This window comes from Methylobacterium terricola, assembly GCF_006151805.1.
GTDB lineage: Bacteria > Pseudomonadota > Alphaproteobacteria > Rhizobiales > Beijerinckiaceae > Methylobacterium > Methylobacterium terricola.
The window spans coordinates 143,452-159,637 of the sequence record NZ_VDDA01000008.1 but is presented as its reverse complement, the minus strand read 5'-3'; the positions used below and the strand labels follow the sequence as shown (position 1 = coordinate 159,637).

At 71.5% G+C, this 16,186-nt stretch carries 10 protein-coding genes; 6 read left to right on the top strand and 4 right to left on the bottom strand.

Going from position 1 to position 16,186, the window contains the following annotated elements; translation table 11 throughout:
* The first annotated feature begins 322 nt into the window (after nucleotides 1-322).
* Entirely contained in the window at nucleotides 323-2,785 is a 2,463-nt protein-coding gene (locus tag FF100_RS18735; protein WP_139037194.1) for a hybrid sensor histidine kinase/response regulator, read from the top strand.
* A 193-nt stretch (nucleotides 2,786-2,978) separates the two neighbouring features.
* On the opposite strand, the gene FF100_RS18730 is transcribed toward FF100_RS18735, so the two are convergent.
* Nucleotides 2,979-3,224, bottom strand: coding sequence for a hypothetical protein (locus tag FF100_RS18730; protein WP_091885023.1), 246 nt, complete (start codon nucleotides 3,222-3,224; stop codon nucleotides 2,979-2,981).
* A gap of 325 nt (nucleotides 3,225-3,549) precedes the next feature.
* Between FF100_RS18730 and FF100_RS18725 the strand changes: the two genes are divergently transcribed.
* The 3 genes from FF100_RS18725 (at nucleotide 3,550) to FF100_RS18715 (ending at nucleotide 11,669) form a co-directional block, all read left to right on the top strand.
* Nucleotides 3,550-5,070 carry a GGDEF domain-containing protein gene (locus tag FF100_RS18725; protein ID WP_139037193.1) on the top strand — a complete coding sequence of 507 codons (1,521 nt, stop codon included), beginning with the start codon at nucleotides 3,550-3,552 and terminating at the stop codon, nucleotides 5,068-5,070.
* A gap of 206 nt (nucleotides 5,071-5,276) precedes the next feature.
* The gene (locus tag FF100_RS18720) at nucleotides 5,277-7,625 is read left to right on the top strand and encodes a hybrid sensor histidine kinase/response regulator (protein WP_246102158.1); all 2,349 of its coding nucleotides are present in this window, start codon (nucleotides 5,277-5,279) and stop codon (nucleotides 7,623-7,625) included.
* A gap of 108 nt (nucleotides 7,626-7,733) precedes the next feature.
* Nucleotides 7,734-11,669, top strand: a complete 3,936-nt coding sequence (locus FF100_RS18715) for an ATP-binding protein (RefSeq protein ID WP_205824958.1) — start codon at nucleotides 7,734-7,736, stop codon at nucleotides 11,667-11,669.
* 664 nt (nucleotides 11,670-12,333) lie between these two features.
* Here the strand turns inward: FF100_RS18715 and FF100_RS18710 are convergent.
* The 3 genes from FF100_RS18710 to FF100_RS18700 form a co-directional block, all read right to left on the bottom strand.
* A complete protein-coding gene (locus tag FF100_RS18710; protein WP_139037191.1) occupies nucleotides 12,334-13,113 on the bottom strand; it encodes an outer membrane protein in 780 nt (259 codons plus the stop codon).
* A 107-nt stretch (nucleotides 13,114-13,220) separates the two neighbouring features.
* On the bottom strand, nucleotides 13,221-13,436 hold the full coding sequence (locus FF100_RS18705) for a hypothetical protein (RefSeq protein WP_139037190.1): 216 nt from the start codon (nucleotides 13,434-13,436) through the stop codon (nucleotides 13,221-13,223).
* Between the two features lie 17 nt (nucleotides 13,437-13,453).
* Nucleotides 13,454-13,657, bottom strand: a complete 204-nt coding sequence (locus FF100_RS18700; RefSeq protein ID WP_139037189.1) for a hypothetical protein — start codon at nucleotides 13,655-13,657, stop codon at nucleotides 13,454-13,456.
* A gap of 162 nt (nucleotides 13,658-13,819) precedes the next feature.
* Between FF100_RS18700 and FF100_RS18695 the strand changes: the two genes are divergently transcribed.
* Both FF100_RS18695 and FF100_RS18690 read left to right on the top strand, forming a co-directional pair.
* On the top strand, nucleotides 13,820-14,725 hold the full coding sequence (locus FF100_RS18695) for a DUF6502 family protein (protein ID WP_246102157.1): 906 nt from the start codon (nucleotides 13,820-13,822) through the stop codon (nucleotides 14,723-14,725).
* The gene (locus FF100_RS18690; protein ID WP_210241276.1) at nucleotides 14,722-16,089 is read left to right on the top strand and encodes a DUF5666 domain-containing protein; all 1,368 of its coding nucleotides are present in this window, start codon (nucleotides 14,722-14,724) and stop codon (nucleotides 16,087-16,089) included. The genes FF100_RS18695 and FF100_RS18690 overlap by 4 nt, the downstream gene beginning before the upstream one ends.
* Nucleotides 16,090-16,186: the final 97 nt, after the last annotated feature.

Below are 16,186 nucleotides of genomic sequence, written 5' to 3'. Positions count from 1 at the left end.
AGGGCTCACGGTCGGCCCTGGGGCATCTGAACAACGGCAACGGACACGCTTTGGTGCCGACGGACCGGCGATATCGTGCTCGCCGGCCGTTCGACGTTCAGGCTGCCGCGACGACGCAGTCTCCAAGGGAGCGGTCGTGCGCGCCAACCTGCACTATCTAGGGCCCGGACCGACCGAGCGTCGCGGGCCAGGGCGCTCCGCCACGCCGAAGCGACAGGTGACGCGACAGCCATGCCATGCAGGACTTCCCGTTGCGCGACATCCCCGGCGGGCCGGGGCCGTCTGAGGGCCACGAGCGACGCGGCGAAGGGTTGCGGGCGACATGCCTGACGCGTTCCCGTTCCTGCCGCCCGGGGGCGTGACCGGGGCCGAGATCCGCGCCCGCGACTGGTCGGCGACACCCCTCGGACCGCCGGAAGCCTGGCCGACGGCCTTGCGCTCCACCCTGTCGCTGATGCTGTCCTGTCCCACGGCGATGTTCCTCGCCTGGGGACCGGACCTGCTCTGCTTCTACAACGACGCTTACCGGCCAATCCTCGGCTATCGACTGCACACCGCCCTCGGCAGGCCTTTCCGCGAGGTCTGGGCGAGCATCTGGGGCGAGATCGAGCCTCTGGTCGACGCCACGATGGCCGGCGAGAGCCAGAAGCTGACGAACGTCATGCTCGACCTCTCGCGCGAGGGAGTACCCGAGCGGAGCTGGTGGTCCTTCACCTACTCGCCGGTCCTCGACGATGCCGGCGCCGTCAACGGCCTGTTCTGCGTCACCGCCGAGACCACGGACAGCGTGCTCGCCGAGGCCGCCTTGCGCGAGAGCGAGGACCACTTCCGGCACACGGTCGAGCTCAACCCGCAGGTGCCCTGGACTTGCGACCCGCACGGCAACATCACCTCGTACTCGAACCGCTGGCTCGAACTCACCGGGCAAGCCGCCGGCGAACCGGACGGGGCGGGCTGGGCCAAGGCGCTGCACCCCGATGACCTGCCGGGGACCATGACCGCTTTCGCGGCCTCGCTGAGCTCCGGCGAACCGGTGGACGTCGATTACCGCATCCGCGTCGCTGGAACCGGGGAGTACCGCTGGATGCGCGCCCGGGCGCGGCCGCGCCGGAACGAGGGCGGCGACATCGTTCGCTGGTACGGCGTGGTCGAGGACGTCCACGACCGTAAGGTCGCAGAGGAGCGGCTGCGCGAAATGAACGCGACGCTCGAACGCCGGGTCGAGGATGCGCTCGCGCAGCGCAAGCTCTGGGCCGACTTGTTCGAGGCGACCGACGCCCTGGTCGCGGCACTCGACCCCGATTACCGCGTGCTGGCCTTGAATCGCGCCTTCGCCGACGGCTTCGAGGCCATGTACGGTGCCCGGCCCAAGGTCGGCGACGATCTCCTGGGCCTCCTGGAGGGCGTTCCCGAGCAGCGGGAGCTGGTACGCACGGTCTGGGAACGGGCGCTCGCCGGCGAGGAGTTCGTGACCGTCGAGGAGTTCGGCGGCTCAGGGCGGTCGCGGTCCTTCTACGAGATGCGGTTCACGACGCTGCGGGACGCGCAGGGACGGCGGATCGGTGCCTTCCAGTACGCCGTCGACGCCACCGAACGGGTACGAGGGCAGGAGCAGCTCGCCCGGGCCGAAGAGGCGTTGCGCCATGCCCAGAAGATGGAGGCGGTGGGCCAGCTCACCGGCGGCGTTGCGCATGATTTCAACAACCTGCTGACCATCATCCGCTCGTCGGTCGAGTTCCTGCGCCGGCCGACCCTGCCGGAGGAGCGCCGCGCCCGCTACCTGGAGGCCGTGGCCGACACGGTCGACCGGGCCGCCAAGCTGACGAGCCAGCTCCTCGCCTTCGCCCGCCGCCAGGCCCTCAAGCCGGAGGTGTTCGAAATCGGCGAACGCGTGCGGGCCACCGCGGAGATGCTGAACGCGGTGACCGGTGCGCGCATCCGCATCGCGACGGAGGTGCCCGACGGACCCTGCCACGTTCGGGCCGATACGAGCCAGTTCGAGACCGCGTTGGTGAACCTCGCCGTGAACGCTCGCGACGCCATGGATGGCGAGGGCACGCTGACGCTCCGGCTCACCTGCGGCGAGGCGCTGCCCTCTATCCGCGGGCACGCGGGCGCGCCCGGCCCCTTCGCCGTCGTACGGGTCTCGGACGAGGGTGCCGGGATCGCGCCGGAGTTCCTCGCGCGCATCTTCGAGCCGTTCTTCACCACCAAGGAAGTGGGGAAGGGAACCGGGTTGGGCTTGAGCCAGGTCATCGGCTTCGCCAAGCAGTCGGGCGGCGACGTCGACGTGGCGAGCAAGGTGGGGCGCGGGACGACCTTCACGCTGTACCTACCCCATGTCGGCCCACCCGTGGAAAGCGAGGAGGACGGCGACGAGAAAGCCGGCGAGCAGGACGCGGGACGGGCCCTGTCCGTGCTGGTGGTGGAGGACAACCTCGACGTCGGGCGCTTCTGCACGCAGCTCCTGGAGGATCTCGGGCACACGACGGTGTGGGCGCACAACGCGGAAGCCGCGCTCGACGAGATGGGAAGGATGCCGTCGCGGTTCGATGCCGTGTTCTCGGACGTGGTGATGCCCGGCATCGGGGGTGTCGAGCTCGCGCGGCGGCTGCGGGTCAGCCACCCGGACCTGCCGGTGATCCTGACCACCGGTTACAGCGACGTGCTGGCCCGGGACGACGCGCACGGCTTCGAGCTCGTGCGCAAGCCCTACTCGGCCGAGCAGGTCGCGCGGGCGCTGCGCGGTGTCCTGGCTCGTCAACGGAAGCGGACACCGGCCTGAGGCCATGCGTCGAGACGACGAGGGCACGAAGTGGCCTTACGGACGCTACGCCAATTCGTGCCGGCAGCCTGCACCATGCCGCTGGCTGAAGCTCTTGAGCCAGCGTCGGGAACTGGTCCGATACAACGGGAATGCGGCAGCGACCCGGTCAACGGCGAGCCGGTGCCGCAAAAGCCCTTTCGCGTCAGCAGGCTCAGGCCGTCAGGCGTCGGACGTTGGCGGCGACCAGATCTCGGTAGCGGGTGATGACGTCATCGTGGGATCCACCGGTCATCAGGGTGTTGGCGGCCTCCATCGCGGCCACCACCTTCTCGCCGACCATCGAGACCATCTCGGCCTGTGCCTCGGCCCCGCCCCAGGCGATGCGCACCAAACGCAGCTCGATGACCTTCTGAGCTTCCAAGGCAAGCAGGAACGCGGCACAGAACGGGTTCGACATGGAAGCTCCCACGAGGGTCGTTGGTCCTATAACGTGAGGAGCGGCACCGTGTTGCCGGCCTAAGGCTACACAGGCCGAAGCGTCCCTTCGTGCAGGTTGCGTCCCGGTGCACACCGCAGGCGGGATGACGCTCGCTTCGGATGTCACTGCCTTCCTCGGACGCCTGATCCTTCGATTCGAGGCCCCACTGACTGTCGGAGTCGCTTTAACCGCAAGTTTGCCACCAAACGGTTAAGAAGCCAGGGACGACTTCCTTCGAAAGCTGCGGTAAGGTTTGGCGTGACATAAACCGGGCAACGACAAGTCTGCCTGGGAGTGTCCGACGATGGTCCTGCCGCCCCGCATCGCGCGCCGGCTCGGCTCCACCCGCACCTGGATCGCGATGGGCGTGCTCGCGCCCGTGGGCATGCTCCTGGTCTCCGCGCTGATGCTGCTCGATCTCAGGCGGGACGCCTGGGACAAGGCCGAGCAGACCTCGCAGAACCTGCTGCAGGTCATCGAGCGCGACATCGCCCGCAACGTCGAGGTCATCGACCTCTCCCTTCGGGCTGTGGTCGACAACCTGCGGGTCCCGGGCGTCGAGGCGCTGAGCCCGGAGATGCGCCAGCTCGTCCTGTTCGACCGGGCCGCGACCGCGCGCGACATGGGCGCGATGTTCGTGCTCGACGAGAACGGGGAGGGTATCATCGACGCCGCTCAGGTCCCCTCGCGGCCGGTGAACTACGCCGACCGGGCATACTTCAAGGCGCACAAGGCACGTCCCGACCTCGGTCTCCACATCAGCCAGCCGCTCGTCTCGCGACTGACCGGGGACCGCACCATCGTCCTGAGCCGACGCATCGACAAGGCGGACGGCAGCTTCGGCGGCATCGCCCTGGCCACGTTGAAGCTCAGCTACTTCAGCAGGCTCTTCGACCGGATCGGCCTCGGGCAGGGCGGCGCCATAAACCTCTACCTGCGCGACGGTACGCGGCTGATGCGCCACCCGTACGACGAGGCCGACATCGGCGTGAACATCGCGGGGGCGCCGACCTTCGTGCGCTTCGTGCGCGAGGTCCGCGGGAGCTTCGTGGCGACCTCGGTGCGCGACGGCGTCGAGCGGCACTTCGCCTTCACTCAGGTCGGCGACCTGCCGTTGGTGCTCAACGTCGCCCTGGCGACCGCCGACATCGAGGCCGGATGGCGCGCCAAGGCCGCCGTCATCACCGCGGTGGTCGTAGTCCTCTGCGGCCTGACCGCTTGCCTGTCGCTCCTGTTCGGGCGGGAGCTCCGCCGCCGCGCCGAGATGCAGGCCGAGCTCGCCCGGCTGTCGCTCACCGATGCCTTGACCGGGCTGCCCAACCGCCGGCGTTTCGAAGGGACCTTCGAGCACGCCTGGAAGAGCGCCCGCCGCACGGGCAAGCCGTTGTCGCTCCTCATCGTCGATGCCGACCACTTCAAGCGCTACAACGACCGGTACGGCCATGCCGTGGGCGACGCGGTGCTGAAGGGGCTGGCGCGCTGCCTGTCGGCGAGCGTGCATCGGCCCGACGACCTCGTGGCGAGGGTCGGCGGTGAGGAGTTCGTGGTGCTGCTGCCCGACACCGACGAGGCCGGTGCCATGCGTGTCGCCGACAAGGTGCACGCCGCCGTGGCATCCCTATCGGTCGAAGCCGCCCGCATCGACTCCGGTACGGTGACGGTCAGCATCGGTCTCGCGACGGAGAGGGGCGGAGCATGGCAGCGCGCCGGGGCGCAGTACGAGGCCGCGGACGCGGCGCTCTACCAAGCGAAGGCCGCTGGCCGGAACAGGACCTGCGTCGCCGATCGGGGCTGTGCGCCACGCCGCCTCGGCGAGGCGGCTTGATACCGGGCCCAATGATCCCGCAATCGCATGCGAGGGCCGCCGGACGAAGGACGGCTGGCGTAAGCTTTCTCCGCCGTACTTGTGCCGGACGCGCTGGTTCAAGCACATAAGCGATTCCGATCCCGCAAGGACCCGCCCGCCGGATGCAAGGCCTGCCCGCGACCTCCCCGAACCCATTTCCCGGCGGCGGCGCGATGGCCGTTAGGATGCGGGAGTTCGACTGGGACGCGAGCGCACTTGGTCCCGTCGCCGCGTGGCCGGCGGAGCTGGCCGTCACGGTTCGTACGATGCTCCGGGCCGCCACCCCGATGGCGGTCTACTGGGGACCGGACCTCCTCATCCTCTACAACGATGCTTGGTCGGCGCTCGTCGGCGGCAAGCATCCCGGCGCCCTGGGCCAACCGGCGCGTAACGTCTTCCCCGAGGCTTGGCACGAACTCGGGCCGATGTTCGCCCGGGTGCTCGACGGCGGCGAAGCCGTGGAGGTGCAGGACCAGCGGCTCGTCCTCGACCGGAGCGGCACGACTGAGGACACCTGGTTCACCTACGGCCTCAATCCGATCCCCGACGCGGAGGGCCGGGTCACCGGTGTCCTGAACGTTGCGCACGAGACGACGGGGCGCGTGCGCGCCGCCTCCGGCTTGGTCGAGAGCGAGGAGCGGTTCCGCAGCTTCGCGGAGAACTCGGCCGACGTGCTGTGGATCGCGAACCCGGATGGAGGCCGGCTTGAGTACCTGAGCCCGGCCTACGAGCGTGTCTGGGGCGACCGGCGCGAATTGGTGATGGGCGACCTCGGTCGCTGGGCATCGCTCGTCCACCCGGAGGACCGGGAGCGTGCCTATGCGGCCATGCCGCGCCTGCTCTCCGGCGAAACCAACACCGTTGAGTACCGCATCGAGCGACCGGACGACGGGACCGTGCGGCACATCCGCGACACCGGCTTCCCGATCCGCGACGCGGAAGGCCGCCTGCGGCGCCTCGGCGGCATCGCGCAGGACGTCACCGCGGAACACGCCCGGGAGGAGGCGCTGGAGCGGCGCATTGCGGAGAGCACGGCCGAGCACGACCGGGTCTGGCGCAACTCGCGCGACCTGCTGGTGGTGGTGGGCGTCGACGGCATCTTCCGTGCGGTGAACCCGGCCTGGAAGGCCATCCTGGGCCACGACCCGGCCGAGGTGGTGGGGCGAAGCTTCCAGGAGTTCATCTGGCCCGAGGATGGCGTCGTCACGCGTACGGCCCTGTCATACGCCTCCGCGGCGGACGACCTCACGGCCTTCGAGAACCGCTATGCGCACCGGGACGGCACGCCGCGCTGGATCTCCTGGCACACGGCGGCCGAGGGTGACATCGTCTACGCCTACGGGCGAGACGTCACCGCCGAGAAGGAACGCGCGGCGGCGCTGGCCGAGGCGGAAGAGGCGCTGCGGCAATCCCAGAAGATGGAGGCCATCGGGCAGTTGACGGGCGGCGTGGCGCACGATTTCAACAACCTGCTGACCATCATCCGCTCCTCGGTCGACTTCCTGCGACGGCCGGACCTTCCCGAGGCGCGCAAGGCCCGCTACCTCGACGCCGTCTCCGACACCGTCGCCCGGGCCGCGAAGCTCACCGGACAATTGCTCTCCTTCGCGCGCCGGCAGGCGCTCCGGCCGGAAACCTTCGACGTCATCGAGCGCCTGCGGGGCGTGGTCGAGATGCTGGATTCGGTCACCGGCGCCCGTATCCGCATCGTCGCCGAGATGCCCGAGGCGGCCTGCTTCGTCCAGGCGGACGTGAGCCAGTTCGAGACGGCGCTCGTGAACATGGCGGTGAACGCCCGCGACGCCATGGACGGCGAGGGCACGCTGACCCTGCGGCTCGCCTGCGGGCTCGACAAGCCGGCCATCCGCGGCCACGCGCAGGCCCGGGGCCCTTTCGCCGCCATCTCGCTTTCCGACACCGGCTGCGGCATCCCGCCGGAGGCGCTCGCGCGCATCTTCGAGCCGTTCTTCACCACCAAGGAGGTCGGCAAGGGTACTGGTCTGGGGCTGAGCCAGGTGTTCGGGTTCGCCAAGCAGTCGGGCGGCGACGTTGACGTCGCCAGCACACCCGGGCGCGGCACCACGTTCACCCTCTACCTGCCGGAGGTCGCGCCCGGCGTGGGCGAGGAGCCCGGCCCCGCCGAGGTCGAGACGGCCACGGGCGGTGCGGGCCAGCGGGTGCTGGTGGTGGAGGACAACGTCGAGGTGGGCCGCTTCGCCACCCGCATCCTGGAGGATCTCGGCTACCGGACGACCTGGGCCGCCAACGCCGCGGAGGCGCTGGAGCGGCTCGGGGAGGATTGCGGTGGGTTCGACGCGGTGTTCTCGGACGTGGTGATGCCGGGCATGAACGGGGTTGACCTCGCGCGCGAGGTCCAGCGGAGGCACCCAGACCTGCCGGTGGTCCTTGCCTCCGGCTACAGCCACGTGCTCGCCCGGGAAGGCAGCCACGGCTTCGAGCTCCTGCACAAGCCATACTCGACGGAGCAGCTCTCCCGCGTCCTGCAGCGGGCCCTGGCGCAGGTGCCGCGATGAGCGGCTTCCGGATGGACGCGCGCTTTGACGCCTTGCATCGCGGCCGGCGCCGGGCATGACGTACGTAACGTTCCCATTCCCTCCGCACCTGCCCCTGCGATCCAGCCAGTGACCACCCACGCGACCCTCCCGACGCCTGCCGCCGTGAACGCCGAGAGCAGCCGCGCGGAACTCCTGGACGAGATCGCGCGGCTGCGCGGCATCGTCTCCCGCCACGGCCTCGGCGAGGCCGGGGAGCCGGAGGCGGACATCGGCTTCATGGCCGGCGGCGGCGAGATGGGCGCGCTCATGCGCTCCATGGACTGGTCCGCGACCGCCTTCGGCCCCGTTTCCGGCTGGTCCCAGGCCCTGCGCTCGGCGGTCAGCATCTGCCTGACCACCCGCTTCCCCGTCGTGCTCTACTACGGGCCGGAGCGCGCCCTGATCTACAACGACGCCTGGCGGCCGGTGGTCGGCGACAAGCACCCGTGGTCGTTCGGACGGGCCGGCACTGAGGTCTGGGCCGAGATCTGGGACATCATCGGCCCGATGTTCGACACGGTGTTCGAGACGGGCGAGGCGACGTGGTCGGACGACCAGCTCCTGCCGCTCAACCGCTTCGGCTACGTCGAGGAATGCTACTTCTACTACTCGTACAGCCCGATCCGCGGCGAGCTGGGTCGGGTCGAGGGGATCTTCACGGCGGTGGCCGAGACCACCCAGCGGGTGCTCGCCGACCGGCGCACGCGGCTCCTGCGCGACCTCGCGGCCCGGTCCATCGAGGCGAAGTCGACTGCGGAGGCCTACGCCATCGCCGCCGAGGTGCTGGCCGGCGACCCACACGACGTGCCCTTCGCCCTGCTCTACACCCTGGACGCGGACGGCACCGGCCTGACGCTGGCGGGCCAGGCCACCATGCCGGGGGCCGCAGACCGCGTCGCCCTCGCCGGCGACGCGGCGGACGACCCGTGGGGCCTGCGCCGGGTCGCGGAGACCGGGACGCCCGTCCTGCTCGAAGGGCTTGACACCCGGATGCCCGGCCTGCCGGGGGGGGCCTGGCCCGAGTCGGTCACCCAGGCCCGGGTCGTACCGGTCACCGCCGGCAAGGGCGGGCGCACGAGCGGGATCGCCGTTCTCGGGGTGAGCCCGCGCCTGCGCTTCGACGAGCGCTACCAAGCGTTCTGCGAGCAGGTCGCCTCCAATCTCAGCGCGGCCGTGACGAACGCGCTCACCTACCAGGAGGAGCGCGCCCGCGCCGAGCGCCTGGCTGAGCTCGACCGCGCCAAGACCCTGTTCTTCTCCAACGTCAGCCACGAGTTCCGCACGCCGCTGACGCTGATGCTCAGCCCGCTGGAGGAGATCCTCGCCAAGCCCGAGGGGCAGGTTCCGCCGGACGACCGAGCGCTCGCAACGGTCGCGCACCGCAACGGGCTGCGGCTGCTGCGTCTCGTCAACGGCCTGCTGGACTTCTCCCGCGTCGAGGCAGGCCGCACCCGTGCCGCGTTCCGGCCGACCGACCTGCCGCGCCTCACCGCCGAGCTTGCCGGCAACTTCCGTTCGCTGTGCGAGCAGGCCGGGCTCGACCTGGTAGTCGACTGCCCGCCGCTGGACGACCTGGTGCCGCTCGACCCTGACATGTGGGAGAAGGTGGTGCTTAACCTCCTCTCCAACGCCTTCAAGTTCACCTTTGAGGGCCGCATCACGGTGACGGTCCGCCGGGAGGACGATTGCGCCGTCCTCACCGTGGCCGATACGGGAACCGGGATTCCGGCCGAAGAGCTGCCGCGCCTGTTCGAGCGCTTCCACCGCGTCGAGGGCGCGCGCGGACGCACCTTCGAGGGCAGCGGCATCGGCTTGGCGCTGGTTCAGGAGCTGGTCAGGCTTCACCACGGCTCGATCCGCGTCGAGAGCGAGCCGGGCCGCGGCAGCGCCTTCCACGTCTCGCTCCCGTTCCGGCAGGCCGACGCGCCGTCGCCGCCCGTCGAAGGTCCGTCGCAGGTTTCGACCGCGGTGCGCGCCGAGGCGTTCGTCGCCGAGGCCCGCCGCTGGATGTCGGGCGAGACGGAGGCGGGTGCGGCCCTCGACATCGCCGCGACGCCCGACGAGGCGTCGTCGGTCCCGGCGGTCGGGCGCATCCTGCTCGCCGACGACAACGCCGACATGCGCGACCACGTCCGCCGGCTCCTAGCCGAGCGCGGCTACACGGTCGAGACCGCCCCCGAGGGCGAGGCCGCGCTGGCCGCGGCCCGGGCGCGGCGGCCCGACCTGCTCCTGACCGACGTGATGATGCCCCGTCTCGACGGTTTCGGCCTGCTCGCCGCCGTCCGGGGCGACGAGGGGCTGCGCGACCTGCCCGTCATCATGCTCTCGGCCAGGGCCGGCGACGAGGCCAAGGTGGAGGGACTCGGCGCGGGCGCGGACGACTACCTGACGAAGCCTTTCTCGGCCCGCGAACTCCTCGCCCGGGTCGGCACGAACCTCCAGCTGGCGCGCGTCCGGCGCGAGGCCGCCGAGGCGCTCCGGCACGCCAACGAGGGGCTGGAGGCCGAGGTCGCCAGGCGGACCTCGGAGCGCAACCGGCTCTGGGAGACCACGAACGACCTGATGGGCACGGCCCGCCTCGACGGCTTCCTGAAGGTCGTGAACCCGGCCTGGACGGCGGTGCTCGGCTGGGACGAGGCGGAGTTGCTGGGGAGACCCTTCGTCGATTTCATCGAGCCGGGCGACCACGCCGCGACCGCCGACGTGGTCGCCCGGCTCGCCCGCGGGGAGAGCGTCTCGGGCTTCGTCGACCGCATCCTGACCAAGTCCGGAGCCGGCCGCACGGTGATGTGGACGGCAGTGCCGGACCCCGGGACCGCGCTGTTCCACATCGTCGGCCGCGACCTCACCGACCAGCACCGCGCCGAGGAGCAGCTCCGGCAGTCGCAGAAGATGGAGGCGGTCGGCCAGCTCACCGGCGGCCTGGCGCACGATTTCAACAACCTGCTGACCGGCATCTCGGGCGCCCTGGAGCTTCTGGAGAGCCGCATCGGGCAGGGGCGCTACACCGACGTGCCCCGCTACATTGCGGCGGCGCAGGGGGCCTCGAAGCGGGCGGCCGCCCTGACCCACAGGCTGCTCGCCTTCTCCCGCCGGCAAACGCTCGACCCGAAGCCGACCGACGCCAACCGGCTGATCGCCGGGATGGAGGAGCTCGTCCGCCGGACCATCGGCCCGGCCATCCACCTGGAGGTCGTCGCCGCCGGCGGCCTGTGGGCGACCCTCGTCGACCCGCCGCAGCTTGAGAACGCGTTGCTGAACCTGTGCATCAACGCCCGCGACGCGATGCCGGACGGGGGCCGCATCACGGTCGAGACCGCCAACAAGTGGCTCGACGAGCGCGCCGCGCGCGAGCGCGACCTGGAGCCGGTGCAGTACGTCTCGATCTGCGTCACGGATACTGGCACCGGCATGGCGCCAGACGTCGTCGGGAAGGTGTTCGACCCGTTCTTCACGACGAAGCCCATCGGGCAGGGTACCGGCTTGGGCCTGTCCATGATCCACGGCTTCGTGCGCCAGTCGGGCGGGCAGGTCCGGGTCTACTCGGAGGTGGGGCAGGGCACGACCATGTGCCTGTACCTGCCGCGGCACTACGGCGAGGCGGAGAACGCGGACGCGGCCCCGGACCTGGCGCACGCGCCGCGGGCGGAGCAAGGCGAGACGGTGCTCATCGTCGACGACGAGCCGACGGTGCGCCTGCTCGTCACCGAGGTCCTGGAGGATTTGGGCTACACGGCCATCGAGGCGGCTGACGGGGCGGCGGGCCTGAAGGTGCTGCGGTCGGACGCGCGCGTCGACCTCCTCGTCACCGACGTCGGCCTGCCGGGCGGCATGAACGGGCGGCAGGTGGCCGACGCGGCGCGCGTGACCCGACCCGACCTGAAGGTGCTCTTCATCACCGGCTACGCGGAAAACGCTGTGCTCGGCCACGGTCACCTTGAGCCCGGCATGCAGGTGCTGACCAAGCCCTTCGCGATGGAGGCGCTAGCGATGCGCATCAAGGACCTGATCGGGCGAGGCTAGCCAGGTGGGGGCTTCTTCAGGCTGGCTCGGCCTGAACGTTCACCGGCGTCCCGTCCTCGGGCGGCGACGTGCACCGCCGTGCCGATGCGCCGGCCTCGTCCGTCATCGTCCCCTGCGTGGTCGAGCCGACCCTGCCGGCGCGGCTGCCCCATATCAAGTTGGCGGCTGGCTTCCGGCCACCGCCCCTCACTCCTGAACCTGCGCCTGACGCGATGCGGCCGTCCCGTGGCAATCGATGGAGAGAAGGTGATCCGAACTCGGCTAGCCGGAGAACGTCAGATCGCGACGTGCGCATCCTATCCAGGATTGAGTGTGTCGAGGTTCGCATCGGATGCGCCGGGCGGGCATGGACGCCACGTCGTTATCCTTATGCTCCTATCTCGCCTCCGCGACCGATCCCCCCCGATCCAGGACGGGTTCCAGGAACCAATCCCTCCGGCCCAGGTCCCCTCGGATCCCCTCGTCGATCAACGCATACGTTCGGGGCGAGCTGGTCTCCCAGGCTTACGACACCGTCGAAAGGACCGCTTCACTGACGAAGCGATCCCTTCGATACCTAGATGGAATATCCCCTAAGAGCATTTGTCTTTGAACGGGACTTTGGTTCCGAAATCGGAACTTTGGGTCCTAGTTCACCTCTCGAACGGACTGATGCTGGGGGAAATCAGTCCGTCGAGAACCGATAGTTCAGGCCGGCGCGGACCACGCCGAAATCGGTCTTGGCCTTGCCGAGGCCGTAATAGGCGCTGGTGGCGGTGTCGTAGACGAGGCCGCCGCTGCCGCCGTTGCGGTCGAGGCTGACGTAGAGCGCCTCGATCCGGGCGCTCAGCCGCTCGGTGAAGGCGTATTCGACGCCGCCGCCGGCGGTCCAACCGGTGCGGAAGGTTCCCGGCAGGGTGCCGGTGTAAGCGGACGCGGTCGACGCGGTGCTGCCGCCGCCATAGGCGAAGCCGCCGGTGCCGTAGACCAGGAAGCGGTCGAAGGCGTAGCCGAGCCGGCCGCGCACGGTGCCGAACCAGTCGAGGCTGGGGCCGACATCATGGAACGTCGCGGTGCCGACGAGCCCGCTGCCGGGCCGCCCGAAGGTGGTGCCCTGGATGTCGGCCTCGGCGCCGATCACGAAGCCGGAGCCCGGCGTGAGCTGGTAATTGTAGCCGATCTGCCCGCCGCCGACGAAGGCGGCGTCGCGGCGGCCTGGGGTCACGGTGCCGTAGGTGGCGTCGGTGAAGCTGCCGCCGCCGCCGCCGAAGCCGGCGCCGGCATTCACGCCGGCGTAGAACCCCGTCCAGGTGAAGACCGGAACGGGGGTGAAGGCCGGCGGCGGGGCGACCCGGCGCGGCAGGTCGGCGGCGGCGGCCGGAGAGGCCGCCGGCAACGGGGTCACGAGGGCGGCCGCCAGGGCGAGCGCGCCGGCGGTGCCGAGCGCTCTTGTCAATTGGGTCATCGGGGATGCCGTGTGTGCGGTTCTTCGGGAGGGGGCCGGGGCGGGACGCCGCCCCGGCCTTTGGGGACCGGCCGAGTGATCGGGGGCCGGCGGCGTCCGAACCGGGGTCAGAGGTTCTGGACGATGCAGATCGCCTGGAGGGCGACCAGCAGGATCGCGCCGCCGATGACGAGGCACAGGGCGGCGAGGATCAGCGCTTCGCCGCCATCGGCCGGCTCGCGCCGCGAGCGGAGGGCGGGGCGGAACGCCTCGAGTTCGGGCGCCGGGAAGGCGCGGCCGAGGGGCGCCGGGTGCGGGCGGTCGCTGCGCAGGGCTTCGAGCATCGCGACAAACTCCTTCGTCAGCGCGCCGCAGCGGGCGCCGGGTGGGCGCGGTCGGCGAGCGTCGCGGCGGCCACCGGCAGGCTCAGAGCCGCGATGACCGCGAGGCTGCGCATCAGCATCGCGACGGGCACCCTGAGCACGGGCCGGCGCAGCGTGGCGGGAGCGAGTCGCAGCGGCTCAGAGCCTTGGATGCGGCACGTCAGGGGGAGGGGGCTGGCCATCGGCGGGGGTCCTGCGGCTGTTCCGGTGCGGTGGCTCCGGCGTGGGAAATCCGACCACGACCGACGATTTATGTGGGCAAATTTCCCACGTCAATCGGAAAACGCCCTGTGTCGCGCTTTTGTGGGATTGTGTCCCACGGCACCTTCGCTACAACGACCGTGATGTCCGAGCCGACCCCGAGACTGGCCCCCGACGCGGGCGCCCTGCAGGCCCCCCTCGCCCGGCTGCTGCGTCCGCTGGTGCGCCTGTTCGTGCGCAGCGGGATCACCTTCCCGGCGCTCACCGACTTGCTGCGTGAGCTCTACGTGAACGTCGCCGAGTACGACTTCGCCCTGCCCGGCAAGGACCAGACCGACAGCCGCGTGAGCCTGCTCACCGGCATCCATCGCAAGGAGGTGCGCCGCCTGCGCGGCGCCGGCGCCCCGGTGAGCGCGGTACCGGCCGCGGTCTCGCGCACCAGCCGCATCATCGCCCGCTGGGTCGCTGCGCCCGACTTCACCGAGGCCGACGGGCGGCCGAAGGCCCTGCCGCGCGCCGCCGAGACCGGGCCGTCCTTCGAGAGCCTGGTCGCCTCGGTGACCCGCGACCTGCGCCCGCGGGCGGTGCTCGACGAGTGGCTCGACCGCGGCCTCGTCACCCTCGATGCGCAGGAGCGGATCGTGCTGGCGGAGGCGGCCTTCGTGCCGAGCGGCGGGGGCGGCCAGCAGCTCTATTATTTCGGCCGCAACCTGCACGACCACATCGCCGCCGCCGTCACCAACATCCTGGAGGAGAAGCCGCGCTTCTTCGAGCGCGCGGTGCATTACGACGGGCTGTCGCCCGAACTGGCCCGGCGGCTCGAGGCGCGGGCGCGGGAGATCGCCATGGACGCGCTGCAGCAGGCCAACCGCGAGGCGCACGCGGCCTGCGAGACCGACCCGGGCGGCGAGGCGCGCTGGAACTTCGGCATCTACATCTACAACGAGGACGCGCCGCGAGCCCAACAACAGAACTCGCCGCGAGCCCAGCACGAGAGCTTGCCGGCTGCCGGCAACGAGGCCGCACCCCGGCCCGAGCCGACGGCGTGAGGGCGCTCTCCGTGCAGCATACGCCCTCCGTGACCCGGCGCGGCCTGCTGCGCCTCCTCTCCGGCGCGAGCTGGCTCGCGGTCGCCGGTCCCGCCGGCGCGGCCGGCGACAAGATCCTCGACCAGGGGATCGGCGGCACCGGCATCCGTCCGGGGCCCGACGACGAGGGCGACCGCGGCATCGGCGGCACCGGCGTCGTCGGCACCATCCGGGGCTTCGGCAGCATCATCGTCAATGATTTGCGTATCGCCTACCCGCCCGAGGTGCCGGTGACGATCGACGGCCGGGCGGCACGGGTCGAGGACCTGCGCGTGGGCCAAGTGGTGCGCGCCCTGGCGCAGCCGGGCGGGGGCGGGCTGTCCACCGCCGGCATCGCGGTGATTCACGAGGTGGTCGGCCCGGTGCAGCGCGTCGGGGCCGACCGGCTGACGGTGCTCGGCCAGGCGGTCGCCACGGCGGGAATGCCGCCCGAGATGCCGCGGCCGCGGCTCGGCGAGCGGGTCGCGGTCAGCGGCCTGCGCCGGCCCGACGGCAGCATCGCGGCGAGCCGGATCGATCCGGCCGGATCCGCGCCCGACCTCGTCGCCGGCCCGGTGCGGCGGGGGCCGGGCGGGGCGCTCCGCATCGGCAACCTGCCGCTCGCCGGCCTCGATCCGGCGCTCGCCGGCGGACGGGCGGTGGCGGAGGGGAGCCTCAGCGGCTCGCGGCTCGCGGTCACGCGGGCGGTCTCGGCGGCCGAGCCGTTCGGTGGCGAAGCACGGCGCCTGTCGATCGAGGCCTACGTGACCCGGGAGGGCGGCGTGCTCCGCACCGGCGCCGGCTATGCCGTCGTCGGGCGGGGCGGTCTCGTCCCGGCGGGCGGCGGTCTCGCGATCCTCGACGGCAACGCCGGTCGCGGCGGCCGGCTCGACCTCGACGGGTTGCGCCTGCGGCCCGACCCGGCCGGGCGCGAGGGGGGGCGGGATGCGGTCGGCTCCGGAAACCCGGGCCGCGGCGGCCCCGGTCAGGGCGGGCCGGGCGGCCCCCGCACCGGGCCGCATGGCGGATCGCAGGGTGGGCCGCAGGGCGGGTCGCATGGTGGGTCTCTCGGCGGACCGGGCGGGCGCCCCGGCCCGTCCGGCCGCTCGGGACCGGTCGGCGAGGGGCCGTTCGGCGGCGCCGAGGGCGGGCGCTTCGGCGGGCCGGGCCGCGGCGAGATCGATCCGCGCATGCCGGGCGGCGAGGGGACGGGCCGGTTCGGCAGCCCGGGCGGCTTCGGCGGGCCGGGCGGGTTCGGCCGGCCCGGGGGCGAAGGCGGGTTCGGCAGCCCCGGCGGCGGCTTCGGCGGGGGAGGGGGCGGGTTCGGAGGCGGCGGCCGGCGCTGATTCGCATCGGGAGCCTCGGGGGATGCCCGGAAACCGGTGGATGCGCCTCTCGCCGGCCCTCGCCTGTGCCCACGGGGCCACACCGCAGTGCGAAACC